The organism is Lysobacter sp. cf310 (assembly GCF_900114355.1).
Lineage (GTDB): Bacteria > Pseudomonadota > Gammaproteobacteria > Xanthomonadales > Xanthomonadaceae > Lysobacter.
This window is the reverse complement of the sequence record NZ_FOSS01000004.1, coordinates 396,888-413,594: the sequence shown is the minus strand read 5'-3', so window position 1 is coordinate 413,594 and position 16,707 is coordinate 396,888. Positions and strand designations below refer to the sequence as shown.

Genomic DNA, 16,707 nt, shown 5'->3' with positions numbered 1-16,707 from the left:
GCGGCCGCCATACGCACAAAGGCTATAATTCCGAGTCTTTGCTCGGACCCGGCGGTCGCCGGCTCCCGGCCGGACGCCGTCGTCCCTCCCCCGCCAGCCCACCCGCGGCACCGCCGCGAGAGCCCGCCATGACCAGCACCGCAGAACTCAGCTCGCCCTCGTCGGCGAACACCTCCCTGACCAACAGCGTCCTCGACCCGGACTACGGGCTGGAGCACAAGTACACCCGTCAGGAAGGCCGCATCTACCTGTCCGGTGTGCAGGCGCTGGTGCGCCTGCCGCTGATGCAGCGGCTGCGCGATCAGGCCGCCGGCCTGAATACCGGCGGCTTCATCTCCGGCTATCGCGGCTCGCCGCTGGGCGGCTTCGACCTGGAGCTGTGGCGCGCGCGCAAACATCTGGAGGCGGCGGGCGTGAAGTTCACCCCCGGCCTCAACGAGGACCTGGGCGCGACCATGGTCTGGGGCACCCAGCAGACCAATCTGTTCCCGGGCGCCAAGGTCGAAGGCGTGTACGGCATGTGGTACGGCAAGGGCCCGGGCGTGGACCGCACCGGCGACGTGTTCAAGCACGCCAACGCGGCCGGCACCGGCAAGTACGGCGGCGTGCTGGCGCTGGCGGCCGACGACCACGCCTGCCGCTCCTCGACCCTGCCGCACGGCTCGGAAGGCGAATTCGTCAGCGCGATGATGCCGATCCTGAACCCGGCCGGCGTGCAGGACATCCTCGACATGGGCCTGGTCGGCTGGGCGATGTCGCGCTACACCGGCCGTTGGGTCGGCTTCAAGACCATCGCCGAGACCGTCGAGTCCTCGGCCTCGGTCGACGTCAATCCGCTGGCGCTGCAGATCGTCACCCCCGACGACTTCCAGCTGCCGCCGGGCGGCCTCAACATCCGTTGGCCCGATCCGCCGATGGATCAGGAAATGCGCCTGCACCAGTACGCGGTCAAGGCCGCGCAGGCGTTCGCGCGCGCCAACAAGATCGACCGCCTGGTCATCGATTCGCCGAACGCGCGCCTGGGCATCATCACCACCGGCAAGAGCTACCTGGACGTGCTGCAGGCCCTGGAATACCTGGGTCTGGACGCGCGCGCCTGCTCGGAGCTGGGCATCCGCGTCTACAAGGTCGGCATGACCTGGCCGCTGGAGCCGGTCGGCCTGCGCGCGTTCGCGCGCGGCCTGCAGGACATCCTGGTGGTCGAGGAGAAGCACGCCTTCATCGAAAGCCAGATGAAGGAGTCGATGTACAACTGGGACGGCGGCCAGCGCCCGTCGATCGTCGGCAAGTACGACGAGAGCGGCGAGTGGATCCTGCCGTCCACCGGCGAACTCACCCCGGCCCGCATCGCCGGCGTGATCGCGCGCCGCATCCAGCGCTTCCACGACAGCGAGCACATGCGCGAGGTGCTGCGCTGGATGGAGGAGAAGGAATCCGAACTGGCCCTGCCGCGCGCCGCGTTCCCGCGCGTGCCGCACTACTGCTCGGGCTGCCCGCACAACACCTCCACCGTGGTGCCGGAAGGCTCGCGCGCGCTGGGCGGCATCGGTTGCCATTACATGGTGACCTGGATGGACCGCAGCACCGACACCTTCACCCACATGGGCGGCGAAGGCGTGACCTGGTCGGGCCAGGCGGCGTTCACCGAAACGCCGCACGTGTTCCAGAACCTGGGCGACGGCACCTACTTCCACTCCGGCTCGCTCGCGATCCGGCAGTCGGTCGCCACCGGCGTCAACATCACCTACAAGATCCTCTACAACGACGCGGTCGCGATGACCGGCGGCCAGCCCGTCGACGGCACCCTGTCGGTTCCGCAGATCGCGCACCAGGTGCGCAGCGAAGGCGTGCAGACCATCGTGCTGGTGTCCGACGACATCGCCAAGTGGCACAAGCGCGAGATCTTCCCGGGCGAAATGGAGTTCTACGACCGCAAGGAACTCGACGAGGTGCAAAAGCGCCTGCGCGAGGTCAAGGGCGTCAGCGTGCTGATCTACGACCAGACCTGCGCCACCGAGAAGCGCCGTCGCCGCAAGCGCGGCAAGATGGTCGATCCGCAGAAGCGCGTGATGGTCAACAGCCTGGTCTGCGAAGGCTGCGGCGACTGCGGCAAGAAGTCGTTCTGCGTGTCGGTGCTGCCCAAGGAAACCGAGTTCGGGCGCAAGCGCGAGATCGACCAGTCCAACTGCAATAAGGACTATTCCTGCGTCAACGGCTTCTGCCCCAGCTTCGTCACGGTGCACGGCGGCGGCTTGAAGAAGAAGAAGGGCAGCAACGCCAAGGACCGCCTCAGCGATCTGCCGCTGCCGCAGCTGCCCGCGCTGGATCAGCCCTGGAACATCCTGATCACCGGCGTCGGCGGCACCGGCGTGGTCACCATCGGCGCGCTGCTGGGCATGGCCGGGCACCTGGAAGGCAAGGGCGCGTCCGTGCTCGACCAGACCGGTCTGGCCCAGAAGGGCGGCGCGGTCACCACCCACATCCGCATCGCCAAGACCCCGCAGGACATCCACGCCGTGCGCATCGCCGCCGGCGAGGCCGACCTGGTACTGGGCTGCGACATGGTCGTGGTCAACGACTACTGGGCGCTGTCCAAGGTGCGCGCCGGCCGCAGCGCGGTCGTGCTCAACAGCTACGAGGCGATGCCGGGCACCTTCACCACCCGTCCGGACATGCAGTTCCCGGCCACCGACATCGTCGCCGCGGTCAAGCTGGCGCTGGGCGGCCAGGACCCGCACGTGGTCGACGCGACCCAGCTGGCCACCGCGCTGATGGGCGATGCGATCGCGACCAATCTGTTCATCCTCGGCTACGCCTGGCAGCGCGGCCTGGTGCCGATCGCGTTCGATGCGCTGATGCGCGCGGTCGAACTCAACGGCGCGGCGATCGAGATGAACAAGACCGCCTTCGCCTGGGGCCGTCTGGCGGTGGTCGATCCGGCCGCCGTGGCCGAGGCCGCCGGCCTGGTGCGCAACGCGCCGACCCGCGCCGAGGCCACCCCGCACGACCTGCCGCACCTGGCGCCGGGCGAGTGGGAAGGCAACGAATGGGGCGCCACTTCGGCCCCGCGCGCGACCCGCAACGAAGACGAACTGCGCCACGTGCCGGCCCAGGCCGACAGCGACAACGTCGCCTTCCTGCCGCTGGACGACCTGCGCCTGTCGCGTTCGCTGGACGAGCTGATCTCGCGCCGCGTCGCCTTCCTCACCGACTATCAGGACGCCAACTACGCCAAGCGCTACACCGACTTCGTCGCCAAGGTGCGCGAGGCCGAGCAGCGCAAGGCGCCGGGTTCGACCGACCTGACCGAGGCGGTCGCGCGATACTTCTTCAAGCTCATGGCCTACAAGGACGAGTACGAAGTCGCACGCCTGTACACCAGCGGCGAGTTCCAGCGCCGCCTGCAGCAGCAGTTCGACGGCGACTACACCCTCAAGTTCCACCTCGCCCCGCCGCTGCTGGCCAAGAAGGACGCGCAGGGCCGCCTGATCAAGCAGGAATTCGGCCCCTGGGTGTTCACCGCGTTCAAGTGGATGGCCAAGCTGCGCAAGCTGCGCGGCGGCAAGCTCGACATCTTCGGCTACACCGAGGAGCGCAAGATGGAGCGCCAGCTGATCGCCGACTACGAGCGCACCGTGGGCGAGCTGCTGGGCACCCTGGACAACGGCAACGCCGATCTGGCGGCCGAGATCGCCTCGATCCCGGAACAGATCCGCGGCTACGGCCACGTCAAGGAAGCGCACCTGCACAAGGCCAAGGAGCGCGAAGCGGAGCTGATCAAGCAGTACCGCAATCCGCTGCGGATCGTGCAGGCGGCGTAAGCGGCTTCGACGATCGCCGTTACCGGAAGCCCCGCGGATGCGGGGCTTTCTTTTTGCGCGGGCGGCAGGTCGCTACGATGCCGCCCAAGGGTCGCGGTCGCGGCTTGCGCCGCTCCTACCCCAAAGCGGAACACGGCACGGACCCGTTGCGATGCGAGAGCTGCCTGTAGGAGCGGAGCAAGCCGCGACCGCGAACCCTGGCTCCCGCAGAAGAGCAAGCGCCTACGCGGTGGCCGACTTGGCGACGCGCGTCGGACGCGGCTGCAGCTGGCCGCCACAATTGGGACACACGCCGCCCAAGGGCCCCTGCACGCAGTCGACGCAGAACGTGCATTCGTAGCTGCAGATCAGCGCCGCCGCGCTGTCGGGCGGCAAGGCGGCGTTGCAGCGTTCGCATTGGGATTTCATTTCGAGCATGCGGGCGGCCTCGGGCGCGACGGATGCGCGCAGGGTAGCGCGCTGCGACGGCCACGACGACCGCCGCCGCAAGTGGCGCTCAAACGCGCTTCCAGTCCATCAGCCAGTTCTCTTCCCAGGTCTTGCCCTGGTCGCGCGAGACCGCCTGGTACCAGCGGCAGGAGTGCGCGGTGATGCGGTCCCAGACGCCGCGCACCTTGATCGGCTGGCCGTTGTCGACGTCGTCGGCCTCGAAGACGCCGTCGCCGTCGACGAAACGGCCCGGCATGCCCGGCGCGGTCAGCACGCCGGAGCGCGCGTTGACCCAGAAGTCCGACCAGACCTTGTTCTCCACATCCAGCAGGCGCAGGCCCATGCCGCTGAAGTCGCGCGCGGGAATGCGCAGTTCCTCGACGCTGCCGACGCCGCCCAGGATGGTCCAGCAGGTGGCCTCGCCCTCGAACTCGTCCCAGACGCCGGGCGACTTGAGGCGGCGGTGGTGGATGCGCCATTCGCCGGCGAGGAAGTCGAACTCGCCGGGTTTGCCGGTGCCCGGCACGGGCTTGGCCTCGGGCGCGGCGGCGACGGGTGCGGCCGCCGCGAGCGCGCTCAAGGGCGCGGCGGCGAGCCCGGCGAGTACGCCGGCTACGCCGGATTTGAGCACGGTACGGCGCTGCGGGTTGTCGGTCATGGCGGCGGTTCTCGGCGGTGGCTGGGTTCGCGATCAAGCTAACCGGCCATACCTGACAGCGACGGTCAGGTTTTAGGCCGACCCGGCCGCCTGTGTCGCAGGCCGTAGCAGGCGCCGATCTCGTCCAGCTGCTGCGCGATCGCCGCGACCAGCGCCGGTGGCTCGATCGCGACCACCTGCGGCGCCAGCGGCAGCAGCTGGCCGGTGGCGTGCTGCACGGTTTCGATCGGGATCGTCACGCGCAGGCGCCCGTCCGCCTGTGCCTGGCGCGGCGACACGGCGATCGCGCGCGCGACCGCCGCGCTGAGCTTGGCCAATTCGTGCAGGCCGGCCGGCGTGGCCAGCACGGTCGCGTTGCCCCGATAGAGGTCCTGCTCGAAGCGGCGCAGCGAAGCGGCCCAGTAGGCAGCCAGATCGAAACGTCGCGGTCTCAGCGCGCGCGCGTCCAGGCGGCGCGCCTGCAGGATGTTGGAGATGCGGTAGGTGCGCGGCTTGGAGTCGACCGCGGCGACCAGGTACCAGGCGCCGGCCTTGAGCACCAGGCCCAACGGATGCACGCGGCGCCGCGCTTCGCCGCGCCAGCTCAGGTAGTCGATCGCGAGCTGGCGTTCCTCCCAGACGGCGCTGGCCACGGTGGCCAGATGCGGGGTGGGGTCGTTCTCGCGGTACCACTCCAGGGTGTCGAGATGAAAACGCGCCTGCATGCGTTGCGCATCCTGGCGCTGGTGCGTGGGCAACGCCGCCATCAGCTTGAGTTGGGCGTCGGCGACCTCGTGGCCCAGGCCCAGCTGCGAGGCCGGCCCGGCCAGGCCGGTCATGAACACCGCCTGCGCCTCGGAAGCGGTGAGGCCCGTGAGCGTGGTCTTCCAACCCTCCATCAACTCGAAGCCGCCGCTGCGGCCGCGTTCGGCATAGATCGGCACGCCCGCGGCGCAGAGTTGGTCGATGTCGCGATACAAGGTGCGCACCGAGACCTCCAGGGCGTCGGCCAGCGCCTGCGCGCTCATGCGGCCGCGCGTTTCCAACAACATCTGGATGCTCAGCAGGCGACTGGCGCGCATCGTGCCTCCTCGCCGGAAAGATGACAGGCGGTGGCAGTTATTTACGCCAAGGGCCAGCGGCGATCAACGGGCGCGCGGTGGCGGCCGACCTGTCGGCAGTCGTATGGGACGGCATACGACTGCCGCGCAGCTTCCTGTGGGAGCGGCGTCAGCCGCGATTACGAAACTTCGGCCACTGCGCAATCGCGGCTTACGCCGCTCCCACAGAAGGCGCGAAACCACGTCGCGCGAACGAGCCTTCGCCGAGGCCGATGCCGACGACGCCGACGCCGACGCCGACGCCGCAATCGTTTACTTCGGTGCCAGGATCTTCGTCAGTCGATCCAGCGTGCCCGGGATGCGCTCCAGGCTCGGGTACTTGAGGCCTTCGCGGTAATCGATGCGCACGGTCTTCACCACTTCGCCCTGCTTGACCACCAGTTCGATCGGCTCGCCCTTGTCCTTGGCCGCGGTGATGGCGTCCTTGAGGCGCTCGCCCTCGAAGGCGTAGCCGTTGACCGCGAGCAGGGTCGAGCCCGGCGCCAGGCCGGCGTTGAAGGCCGGGCCGTCCCAGCGCACCGACGAGACCGACGCGTCCTTGTTGGACACGATCAGGCCCAGCGACCAATTGAGATCGGTGACCTTGCGCGCGCCCTCGGTCTGCTTGACGTAGTCGCTGGGCTTGTCGGTGTAGACCAGCTTCCAGCCGCTCGCGGCCAGGCCGTCCAGCGGCGCGGCGTTGGCGTCCAGACGCTGGCGCAGGAACGCAGCCCAGTCGTAGGCGGCGATGCCGTTCAAGGTCGCGACCACGTCGTCGAAGGTGTAGGTCTTGACCGCATAGCTGCCATCGTCGACGCCGAAGAACGCGGCCGCGAAATCGTCCAGCGAACGCCGGTCGCGGCTGAGCTCGCGCAGCTTGGCATCGGTCGCCAGCCAGATCAGCTGGCCGGCGGAGTAGTACTCCTCGCTGAGCTGCTGGCTGCGGTAGGCCTGCGGCCGGCGCAGGCCGATGATGGGATCGTTGGTGGTGTCCTGGACGTTGCGCCAGGCGAAACCGGGGCGGTCGGTGGTGTAGGCCGCGGCCGTCATCGCCAACGCGTCCATCGCGGTCTGCGGCTTCCACAGGCCAGCGCGCGCGGTCAGCACATAGCCCCAGTACTGGGTCTGGCCTTCGTAGACCCAGAGCAGGCTGTCCTGCATGGGCACGTTGAAGTTGGGCGTGGCCAGGTCGGCCGGACGGCGGAATTTGCCGTTCCAGGAGTGGGTGTATTCGTGCGCGAGCAGGTCGCGGCCGAACGCGCTCTTGTCCCAGTCGGTGAAGTACGCCGGGTCCACGCCGTTCTCGCTGGAGCGATGGTGCTCCAGGCCGATGCCGCCGATCTGGTCGGACAGGGAGAACAGGAAGTCGTAGTGATCGTAGTGCTGGGAACGGAACAGGCGCAGCGCCTGCTCGACCATGCGCCGGTGCGCGGCGAGTTGCTCGGGCTTGGCCTCGAGGTATTTGGGGTGATCGGCGACCACGTTCAATCGCACCGGCACCTTGGCGCCGGGCGCGAGATCGATCTGGCGATAGTAGCGGCCCGCGAACAGCGGCGAGTCGACCAGGGTCTCGAACGACACCGGCTTGTAGCGCAGGGTGTCGCCCTGGCGCGATTCGACTTCCAGCGCGGTGCCCGATTGCCAACCCGCGGGCAGTTTCAGCGAGGGCGCGATCTGGATGCGGCCGGCGTCGTGACCGGCCGGATACAGCGCGACCGCGTTCCATTGCAGGCTCAGCAGGTCCTGGCTCATCACCACCCGGCCCTGATCGCCGCCGGTGGGCGACAGATAGTCGAATGCGAGCTCGATCGTGCTCACGCCCTCGGGCACGACCAGCTTGAAGGCGTAGACGTCGAGCGGATCGCGCGTCCAGGCGATGCGCTGGCCGTTGCCGGTGACGACCAGCCCGGCGAGCTTGTTGATCGGACCGGTCGGCGAGTGGTTGCCGGGCAGCCACTGCGGATACAGCAGGGTCAGCGGGCCGGCTTGCACCGGGATGCGCTGCTTGGCATGGAATACGCGGTGGGCGAGATCGGTGGCGTCGACTTCCAGGGTCAGCGTGCCCGGGTACGGCGTGTCGGCCGGCGGCGCGGTCTGGGCGGCGGACGACAGGGGCAGCAGCGCCGCGATCAGCAAGGGCAGCGCGGCGAGCGACGGACGTACGGACATGGAAGCGGCTCCGGCGTAACGAGGACGAATCCGCATCCTACGTGCGCTGGCCGCGCGCTCCCCTCCCATAGGTCACGTTTCGGCGCCCGCCGCGCGGAATGCCGCGTCCGGCACAGCGCGGGCGGCAGTGCGGGCTCAGGGCACGCGTTGGAACTCCAGCACCGCGCCGCCCTGGCGCAGGGTCAGGGTCTGGGCCGGGCCGGACTCGGGCGCGAACTCCAGCACCGCGCCGACCGAGTCGATGGCGAAGCGCGTGGGCGAGCTCGCGGCCAGCACGAACGAGGGCTGGCCGGCCATCTGCGCAAACAGCTGCTCGCCCTGCTGGAACACGTTGAGCACCATGCCCTCGCGCGTGTAGCGCCCGGCCACGCGTTCGCGCGCGGCCGCGGGCAGCGCGATCGCGACGGTCGCCGCGGGCAGCGGCTCGTCGGTGCGCGGCGAGAACGAACCCTCGCCTTCGCCATCGGCATAGAAACGCGTGCCGGTGATCGCGCCCTTGGCGTCGCGCTCGAAGCGCAGCCGGCTCAGACCGTCCTCGAACAGGAACTCGTCCGGCCCGATCGCGGCCATGGTCACGCGCTGGCCGCCGAAGCGCTGCGAGACCAGGCGGCCGTCGACCACCTGGATCGCACGCGCGGTCTTGGCGTCGGAGCGGTACACGCCCTCCAGCGATTTCAGGTATGCCGGATCCGGCGCCGTCGCCTGGGCCTCTGGATAGGGCTGGCCCAGCGCGTAGGCGGCGAGCTTGCGCGCCAATACCTCGGGCGGTCGCTTGCCCGGCGCGACGCTGTCGCTGTTCTGCACGATCGCCACGGTCACGTCGCTGCCGGGCAGGTAGAGCAGGAACGACATCGCGCCGAAGATGCCGCCGCCGTGCGCGAGCAGGTCGCCGTCGCGCAGGCGGGTACGCTCGATGCCGTAGCCGTAGTGCTCCTTCAGCGCCGCGCCTTCGGGCTGGATCATCTTGGCGTAGAGATCGGCGCGCACGACCTTGCCTTCGTGCAGCGCGCGGTTCCAGCGCAGCAGATCGTCGACCGTGGACACCAGCGCGCCGGCCGCGTGCGGCTGGCTCATGCTGGCGTAGTTGGCCGGCGCCGGACGGCCCTGGCTGAGCGTGTAGCCCTGGACCTGGCCCGGGATCAGGGCGTGGTCGTCGCCCCAGCGGGTGTGCTTCAGGCCCAGCGGTTCGAACAGCGCCTGCTGCAGATACGCATGCCAGGCTTGGCCGCTGGCGACTTCGATCACCGCGCCGACCAGCACGTAGCCGGAATTGTTGTAGGCCCACTGCGTGCCGGGCGCGAAATCCGTCGGCAAGTTCTTGAAGGTGTCGATCAGCTGCGCCGTGCTCAGATCCATGCGGATCGGCCCGGCCATCACGCCTGGAATGCCGGTGTAGCTCTTCACGCCGGAGGTGTGATTGAGCAGCTGATGCACGCTGATCTGGGCGCCGTTGGGATAGTCGGGCAAATACTTGGACAGCGGATCGTCCAGCTTGACCTTGCCGGCTTCGACCAGCTTGAGCAGACCGGCGGCGGCGAACTGCTTGGTCACCGAGCCGATCCGGAACACGCTGTCGGGCGTGAGCGGCACGCCCAGCTCGACGCTGGCTTCGCCGCGCGCGCCGCGAAACAGCACCTGGTCGCCGCGCGCGACCAGCAAGGCGGCACCGGGGCCGTCGGCGGGGTAGTTGTCCTGCAGCTGGCGTTCGGCGAAACGCGCGACCTCGGCCGCGCCGGGCGGCGCGGCGGCCAACGCGGGCAGGGATGCGGCGGCCAGCGCGAGGGACAGAATCCAAAGACGCATGCGGGGAAGCTCCGTGAGACGACGGCGCCCGGGACCACGCCCGTCGATCGAGCGTCCCTGCCGTCGAGGCGACGATACGTTCAGGACCGCGCGCCCCGCCAGTGTCGGATCAGCGCCGCCAGATCAGACAACGGTTGTTGGCCGGCATCGCGACGTCGGCGACCAGGCCCAGACCGATGCCGCGCGCGAGCGCGTCGACCGCTTCGAAATCGCGGATGCCCGAGACCGGATCGCGCTGCTTGAGCCAGCCATCGAAGTCGCGGTTGCTGTCGCTGGTGTAGGCGCCGGCGTAATTGAAGGGGCCGTAGATCGCCACGGTCGCGGCGTCGGCCAGCACCGTGGCCAGGCCGGCGAAGGTCGCCTCGACGTGCGGCCAGTCCATGATGTGCAGGGTGTTGGCGCTGAAGACGGCGTCGTAGCCGGAGCGCCGCGCGATCGGGTCGGCGGGGATGGGCGGCGGTGGCGCGAAACCCGGCGCCGGCGCGGTCACCGCCGCCAGTTCGAACGGCGGCGGCGTATTGGCCAGCGCGGCCTCGTCCAGCCAGGCGCGGATGCCGGGCAGATACTCGGCACGGTCGGAGCATTGCCAGACCCAGCCCGGCATCGCCGCGGCGAAATGCACCGCGTGTTGGCCGGTGCCGCTGCCGATCTCGAGCACCTGCACGCGCGCCGGCAGGTAGCGCTGCAGCACCGCCAGGATCGGCTCGCGGTTGCGCTCGCAGGACGGCGAGTGCGGCTTGTCGCTCATGCGCTCAGGCGTGCGCGCCGGCGCGCGACAGATCGGCCAGCAGGCTCAGCGCCACCGCCTCGGCGGTCTTGATGCCGTCCACGCCGGCCGAGAGGATGCCGCCGGCGTAGCCCGCGCCTTCGCCGGCCGGGAACAGGCCGCGCGTATTGAGGCTGTGGCCGTCGGCGCCGCGCGCGATGCGCACCGGCGACGAGGTGCGCGTCTCCACGCCGGTCAGCACCGCATCGTGCATGGCGAAACCGCGCAGTTGTTTGTCGAAGGCCGGGAGCGCTTCGCGGATCGCGTCGATCGCATAGCCGGGCAGCGAAGCGTCCAGGCTGCCCAGACGCACGCCGGGCGTGTAGGAAGGTTTCACTTCGCCCAATTCGCTGGACGCGCGGCGGGCGATGAAATCGCCGACCAGCTGCGCCGGCGCTTCGTACTCGCCGCCGCCCAGCTCGAAGGCCAGCGCTTCCCAATGCCGCTGCAGGGCGATGCCCGCGAGCGGGCCCTCGCCGTAGGGCGCGTAGTCCTCGGGCGTGATCCCGCACACGATCGCGGCGTTGGCGTTGCGCTCGTTGCGCGAGTACTGGCTCATGCCATTGGTGACCACGCGCCCGGGCTCGCTGGCGGCGGCGACCACGGTGCCGCCGGGGCACATGCAGAAGCTGTAGACCGAGCGGCCGTTGCGGCAGTGGTGGACCAGCTTGTAGTCGGCCGCGCCCAGGATCGGGTGCCCGGCCTGCGGGCCGAAGCGGGCGCGGTCGATCAGCGACTGCGGATGCTCGACCCGGAAGCCGATCGAGAACGGCTTGGCTTCCACGTACACGCCGCGCGCATGCAGCATCGCGAAGGTGTCGCGCGCGCTGTGGCCCAGGGCCATCACCACGTGGTCGGCGCGCAGCTGCTCGCCGCTGGCCAGGGTCACGCCGCGCACGTGACGCACGCCGGCGGCATCGGTCTCGACCAGCAGGTCGTCGACGCGGTGCGAGAAACGGATCTCGCCGCCCAAGGCCTCGATGGTCGCGCGCATATGCTCGACCATCGACACCAAGCGGAAGGTGCCGATGTGCGGCTTGCTGACGTAAAGGATTTCCTCGGGCGCGCCCGCGGCCACGAACTCGGTCAGGACCTTGCGGCCGTGGTGCTGCTTGTCGCTGATCTGGCTGTACAGCTTGCCGTCGGAGAAGGTGCCGGCGCCGCCCTCGCCGAACTGCACGTTCGACTCCGGGTTCAGCACCTTTTTGCGCCACAGGCCGAAGGTGTCGACGGTACGCTCGCGCACCGCCTTGCCGCGTTCGAGCACGATCGGGCGGAAGCCCATCTGCGCCAGCACCAGGGCGGCGAACAAGCCGCAGGGGCCCATACCGATCACCAGCGGCCGCAGCGGCAGCTGGGCCGGTGCGCGGCCGACGAACTTGTAGGTGGTGTCCGGCGCGGGGCCCAGTTTGATCGGCGAACCCGCGCCGCTCGCCGACGCGGTCTCGGCCTGGGCGCGCTGCAGCAGTTCGGGCGCGCGCGGGCTGTCCACGTCCACCGTGTAGATCAGCACGATCGCGCCGCGCTTGCGCGCGTCGTAGCTGCGCTTGACCACGGTGTAGCCGTTGAGCTCGTCGGCGCCGATGCCCAGCCGGGCCAGGATCGCGTCGGCCAGCGCCGGTTCGGCATGGTCCAGCGGCAGCTTGATGTCGGTGAGTCGGAGCATGGGCCAGGGCCTGGACGGTGGCGCATTTTAGCGGGTCGGGGCCGTCGCGCCGCGCGCGGGCTGGGGCGCGGCCGTCGAATCGACGGTCTGTAGCGACACCCTCCGGCTTGCTGAACGTCTCACAGGCTGAGACGGCCGCGGGCTTAACTCCCTGCTCACCCCAGGCAGGAGCGGACATGGCACAGGCATTGGCGCGTCACGACGACGACGAACGCGGCCTGGTGCCGGCGCAGGGCCTGCGCGGCGACGGCGCCGCGCTGGTGCAGGCCCTGGGCCGCCGCTACGCCGACCGCATCACCGGCCACTACGTGCTGCCCGGGCGCGAGGGCCGTTACGCGCCCATGCCCGAAGACGTGCCCGCGGCCTTGCGCGCGGCGCTGCGCGCGCGCGGCATCGAGCGTTTGTACAGCCATCAGGCCGAGGCCTGGGCCGCGACCCAGGCCGGCGAACACGTCGCCGTGGTCACCCCGACCGCCTCGGGCAAATCGCTGTGCTACACCCTGCCGGTGCTGTCGGCGGCGATGGCCGGCGCCGCCAAGGCCCTGTATCTGTTCCCGACCAAGGCCCTGGCCCAGGACCAGGTCGCCGAACTGCTGGAGCTCAACCGCGCCGGCGAGCTCGGGGTGAAGGCCTTCACCTTCGACGGCGACACACCGGGCGATGCGCGCCAGGCGATCCGCCTGCACGGCGACATCGTGGTCTCCAACCCGGACATGCTGCATCAGGCGATCCTGCCGCATCACACCAAGTGGGCGCAGTTCTTCGAGAACCTGCGCTATGTGGTGATCGACGAGGTCCACACCTACCGCGGCGTGTTCGGCAGCCACGTCGCCAACGTGCTGCGGCGCTTGAAGCGGGTGTGCGCGTTCTACGGCGCCAATCCGCAGTTCATCCTGTGCTCGGCCACCATCGGCAATCCGCAGGCGCATGCCCAGGCCCTGATCGAGGCGCCGGTGCGCGCGATCGTCGACTCCGGCGCGCCCAGCGGCGACAAGCACGTGCTGCTGTGGAACCCGCCGGTGGTCAACGCCGACCTCGGCCTGCGCGCCTCGGCGCGCTCGCAGAGCAACCGCATCGCCCGCATCGCGATCAAGTCCGGGCTCAAGACCCTGGTGTTCGCGCAGAGCCGGCTGATGGTCGAGGTGCTGACCAAGTACCTCAAGGACGTGTTCGACCACGACCCGCGCAAGCCGGCGCGGATCCGCGCCTACCGCGGCGGCTACCTGCCCGGCGAGCGCCGCGAGGCCGAGCGGGCGATGCGCGACGGCCGCGTCGACGGCATCGTTTCGACCTCGGCGCTGGAGCTGGGCGTGGACATCGGCAGCCTGGATGCGGTGGTGCTCAACGGTTATCCGGGCTCGGTCGCCGCGACCTGGCAGCGCTTCGGCCGCGCCGGCCGCCGCCAGCGTCCGGCCCTGGGCGTGCTGGTGGCGAGCTCGCAGCCGCTGGACCAGTACGTGGTGCGGCACCCGGAGTTCTTCGCCGACAGCCCGCCCGAGCACGCGCGCATCGCGCCCGACCAGCCGCTGATCCTGTTCGATCACATCCGCTGCGCCTCCTTCGAGCTGCCGTTCCAGGTCGGCGAGGCCTACGGCCCGATCGATCCGCAGGTGTATCTGGAGGCGCTGGCGGAAACCGAGGTGCTGCACCGCGAGGGCGAGCGCTGGGAATGGATCGCCGACAGCTACCCGGCCAATGCGGTCAGCCTGCGCTCGGTCGCCGACGGCAACTTCGTCGTGGTCGACCGCAGCGACGGCCGCCAGACCATCATCGCCGAGGTCGATTACTCGGCCGCGGCGCTGACCTTGTACGAAGGCGCGATCCACATGATCCAGTCCACGCCGTACCAAGTGGAGAAGCTGGACTGGGAAGGGCGCAAGGCCTACGTCACCCGCACCCACGTCGACTACTACACCGACTCGATCGACTACACCAAGCTCAAGGTGCTGGAGCGCTTCGACGGTGGCGAGGCCGGCCTCGGCGACAGCCACCACGGCGAGGTGCACGTGGTCCGGCGCGTGGCCGGCTACAAAAAGATCCGCTACTACACCCACGAGAACATCGGCTACGGTCCGGTCAACCTGCCCGACCAGGAGCTGCACACCACCGCGGTGTGGTGGCAGCTGCCGGCGGCGGTGCTGCGCTCGGCCTTCGCTTCGCGCCAGGACGCGCTGGACGGGTTCCTCGGCGCCGGCCACGCCCTGCACGTGGTCGCGACGGTGGCGGTGATGGCCGACGCCCGCGACCTGCAGAAAGCGGTCGGCAACGGCGACGGCGCCTGGTTCGCCGCCGCCGACCGCAACGGCCGCGGTCAGCTGCGCGGTGTCGAGGGCGGCGAGGTCGCCTTGGCGGAAGTCCAGCAGTTCGTGCCCACGGTCTATCTGTACGACAACTTTCCCGGCGGCGTCGGCCTCAGCGAACCGCTGTGGACGCGCCAGGCCGAACTGCTGGCGCGCGCGGCCGAGCTGGTCGAACGCTGCGACTGCCGCGCCGGTTGCCCGGCCTGCGTCGGCCCGGCCCTGGCCGCCGACGAGCGCGACGGCGCGGCCACGCCCAAGGCGCTGGCGCGCCAGGTGCTGAGCCTGCTGCGCGCGGACCCGGCGGCATGAGCGTCAGCGCCGAGAAGCTGCGGATGCTGCAACGGCAGGCGCGCGGAGCGCCGGCAGCGATGCCGGCGCCCACGCCCGCGCCGGCCGCAGCGCCCGACACGCAACACAGCCTGGAACAGCTGCGCCGCCTGCTCGGCGTGCGCGAGCGCGCGCCGAACGCGTGGGCCGCCCCGCGCGCGCCGCTGGACCGCGAGCTGCCCGGCGAGGAGATCGCGCCCGGCCTGCGCCTGATCCAGCAGCATCTGCCCTGCGAGCTGCCCACGCAGGCGTTGTCGCTGGCCTTCGCCAAGCGCGCCGAGGACCGCGTCGATCCGCGCCGGCTGCTGTTCTTCGACACCGAGACCACCGGCCTGGCCGGCGGCACCGGCACCCGCGCCTTCATGATCGGCGCCGCCGACTGGCACCGCGATCCGCTGCACGGCGACGGCCTGCGCGTGCGCCAGTTGCTGATCGCCTCGCTGGCGGCCGAGCCGGCGATGCTGCAGGCCTTCGCCCAGTGGCTGCGCCCGGACACCGTGCTGTCCAGCTACAACGGCCGCTGCTACGACGCGCCGCTGCTGAAGACGCGCTATCGCCTGGCCCGCCTCGAGGATCCGCTGCAGGCGCTGGACCACGTCGACCTGCTGTTCCCGACCCGGCGCCGCTACCGCGGCACGTGGGAGAACTGCCGCCTGGCCACGGTCGAGCGCGAGCTGCTGCGGATCGTGCGCGAGGACGACCTGCCCGGCTCGCAGGCGCCGGCCGCGTGGTTGCACTACCTGCGCGGCGGCGGCGCCGGCCTGTTGCGGCGCGTGGTCGCCCACAACCACCAGGACGTGGTGACCCTGGCGCGGCTGCTGCAGCGCCTGGTCGAGGCCGAAGCCGCGACGCCGCACTGAGGCGGCGCCTTCATGCCGCGCACACGCCGGTCGCCGCAGGCTGCGCCCACCTCATCCTCGCGGAGCCGTGCCATGTCGCGCCTCGTCCTGCCCGCCGTGCTGCTGTTGTCGATGACCGCCTGCGCCACCGCCCCGCCGCCGCCGGGCGCCGCGGTCCCGCCCAGCGGACTATGCAATGCCGAAGGCGCGCGCTGGGCGATCGGCCGCGGCATCGACGACGACACCACCAACCGCATCCTGCGCGACACCGGCAGCCGCGACGCGCGTGTGCTCAAGCCCGGCATGGGCGCGACCATGGACTACCGCCAGGACCGCATCAACATCGACCTCAACGACCGCGGCGCGATCACCGGCCTGCGCTGCGGTTGAGCGGTAGTTCGAAACGAGAACGCACGGCGGCGGGTTAATCTTCGGCACAGCCACGGGCGCGCACCCCTGAGCGCGCCCCACGAACCGGAGCCCCGCCATGCCCTCTATCCGTATCGCACTCGCCGTCGGCGCCCTCGCCGTGGTCGCCCTCGGCGCTTGCGCCAGCCAGGCCAATCCGCCGCAAATGTCGCGCCCCCTGCCGCCGGAAGAGCTGACCTGCAACGCGGACGCCGCCAAGGCCGCCGCGCTGGGCAAAACCGCAAGCGCCGACGTGGTCGAGCGCGCGCGCACCGATGCCGGCGCGCGCAATGCGCGCGTGCTCAAGCCGGGCCAGATGGTGACCATGGAGTACCAGGAAGGCCGCCTCAACATCGACGTCGACGAGAACAACGTCATCACCCATCTGCGCTGCGGCTGAGGCCCGCGCACGGGCGCCGACGCGCGCTAGACTCGGCGGCGA

11 protein-coding genes and 1 pseudogene are annotated in these 16,707 nt (G+C 70.3%); 5 read left to right on the top strand and 7 right to left on the bottom strand.

Going from position 1 to position 16,707, the window contains the following annotated elements; translation table 11 throughout:
• The first annotated feature begins 128 nt into the window (after positions 1-128).
• The gene (locus BMZ45_RS16350) at positions 129-3,821 is read left to right on the top strand and encodes an indolepyruvate ferredoxin oxidoreductase family protein (RefSeq protein ID WP_091637590.1); all 3,693 of its coding nucleotides are present in this window, start codon (positions 129-131) and stop codon (positions 3,819-3,821) included.
• A gap of 222 nt (positions 3,822-4,043) precedes the next feature.
• On the opposite strand, the gene BMZ45_RS16345 is transcribed toward BMZ45_RS16350, so the two are convergent.
• The 7 genes from BMZ45_RS16345 to BMZ45_RS16315 form a co-directional block, all read right to left on the bottom strand.
• A complete protein-coding gene (locus BMZ45_RS16345) occupies positions 4,044-4,229 on the bottom strand; it encodes a DUF1272 domain-containing protein (RefSeq protein ID WP_217643223.1) in 186 nt (61 codons plus the stop codon).
• Positions 4,230-4,317: 88 nt separating this feature from the next.
• Complete coding sequence (locus tag BMZ45_RS16340) at positions 4,318-4,908, bottom strand: hypothetical protein (RefSeq protein ID WP_091637588.1); 591 nt, start codon at positions 4,906-4,908, stop codon at positions 4,318-4,320.
• Between the two features lie 65 nt (positions 4,909-4,973).
• Positions 4,974-5,969 (bottom strand): helix-turn-helix transcriptional regulator, encoded by a 996-nt coding sequence (locus BMZ45_RS16335; protein ID WP_091637587.1) that lies wholly within the window; start codon positions 5,967-5,969, stop codon positions 4,974-4,976.
• Between the two features lie 291 nt (positions 5,970-6,260).
• Positions 6,261-8,156 carry a M61 family metallopeptidase gene (locus BMZ45_RS16330; protein WP_091637586.1) on the bottom strand — a complete coding sequence of 632 codons (1,896 nt, stop codon included), beginning with the start codon at positions 8,154-8,156 and terminating at the stop codon, positions 6,261-6,263.
• A 135-nt stretch (positions 8,157-8,291) separates the two neighbouring features.
• Positions 8,292-9,959, bottom strand: coding sequence for a serine hydrolase domain-containing protein (locus tag BMZ45_RS16325; protein ID WP_091637585.1), 1,668 nt, complete (start codon positions 9,957-9,959; stop codon positions 8,292-8,294).
• Positions 9,960-10,068: 109 nt separating this feature from the next.
• A complete protein-coding gene (locus BMZ45_RS16320; protein WP_091637584.1) occupies positions 10,069-10,707 on the bottom strand; it encodes a DUF938 domain-containing protein in 639 nt (212 codons plus the stop codon).
• Between the two features lie 4 nt (positions 10,708-10,711).
• Complete coding sequence (locus BMZ45_RS16315) at positions 10,712-12,391, bottom strand: NAD(P)/FAD-dependent oxidoreductase (protein ID WP_091637583.1); 1,680 nt, start codon at positions 12,389-12,391, stop codon at positions 10,712-10,714.
• A gap of 176 nt (positions 12,392-12,567) precedes the next feature.
• Here BMZ45_RS16315 and BMZ45_RS16310 point away from each other — a divergent pair, with 176 nt between their 5' ends.
• The 4 genes and pseudogenes from BMZ45_RS16310 to BMZ45_RS16295 all read left to right on the top strand — a co-directional run bounded on the left by BMZ45_RS16310 (position 12,568) and on the right by BMZ45_RS16295 (position 16,665).
• Positions 12,568-15,000: a DEAD/DEAH box helicase gene (locus BMZ45_RS16310; RefSeq protein ID WP_091637582.1), complete on the top strand. Its 2,433-nt coding sequence runs from the start codon at positions 12,568-12,570 to the stop codon at positions 14,998-15,000.
• 119 nt (positions 15,001-15,119) lie between these two features.
• A pseudogene (locus BMZ45_RS16305) lies at positions 15,120-15,878 on the top strand (ribonuclease H-like domain-containing protein); the annotation flags it as partial.
• A gap of 72 nt (positions 15,879-15,950) precedes the next feature.
• Entirely contained in the window at positions 15,951-16,247 is a 297-nt protein-coding gene (locus BMZ45_RS16300; RefSeq protein ID WP_175489113.1) for an I78 family peptidase inhibitor, read from the top strand.
• Positions 16,248-16,344: 97 nt separating this feature from the next.
• Complete coding sequence (locus tag BMZ45_RS16295; RefSeq protein ID WP_091637579.1) at positions 16,345-16,665, top strand: I78 family peptidase inhibitor; 321 nt, start codon at positions 16,345-16,347, stop codon at positions 16,663-16,665.
• The last annotated feature ends 42 nt before the right edge of the window (positions 16,666-16,707 follow it).

Bases quoted from the DNA above. Each gene is read 5' to 3' on its own strand.
- BMZ45_RS16335 (WP_091637587.1), bottom strand. From the start codon at position 5,969: ATGCGCGCCAGTCGCCTGCTGAGCATCCAGATGTTGTTGGAAACGCGC.
- BMZ45_RS16320 (WP_091637584.1), bottom strand. From the start codon at position 10,707: ATGAGCGACAAGCCGCACTCGCCGTCCTGCGAGCGCAACCGCGAGCCG.
- BMZ45_RS16300 (WP_175489113.1), top strand. From the start codon at position 15,951: ATGTCGCGCCTCGTCCTGCCCGCCGTGCTGCTGTTGTCGATGACCGCC.
- BMZ45_RS16295 (WP_091637579.1), top strand. From the start codon at position 16,345: ATGCCCTCTATCCGTATCGCACTCGCCGTCGGCGCCCTCGCCGTGGTC.
- BMZ45_RS16345 (WP_217643223.1), bottom strand. From the start codon at position 4,229: ATGAAATCCCAATGCGAACGCTGCAACGCCGCCTTGCCGCCCGACAGC.
- BMZ45_RS16315 (WP_091637583.1), bottom strand. From the start codon at position 12,391: ATGCTCCGACTCACCGACATCAAGCTGCCGCTGGACCATGCCGAACCG.
- BMZ45_RS16350 (WP_091637590.1), top strand. From the start codon at position 129: ATGACCAGCACCGCAGAACTCAGCTCGCCCTCGTCGGCGAACACCTCC.
- BMZ45_RS16325 (WP_091637585.1), bottom strand. From the start codon at position 9,959: ATGCGTCTTTGGATTCTGTCCCTCGCGCTGGCCGCCGCATCCCTGCCC.
- BMZ45_RS16340 (WP_091637588.1), bottom strand. From the start codon at position 4,908: ATGACCGACAACCCGCAGCGCCGTACCGTGCTCAAATCCGGCGTAGCC.
- BMZ45_RS16310 (WP_091637582.1), top strand. From the start codon at position 12,568: ATGGCACAGGCATTGGCGCGTCACGACGACGACGAACGCGGCCTGGTG.
- BMZ45_RS16330 (WP_091637586.1), bottom strand. From the start codon at position 8,156: ATGTCCGTACGTCCGTCGCTCGCCGCGCTGCCCTTGCTGATCGCGGCG.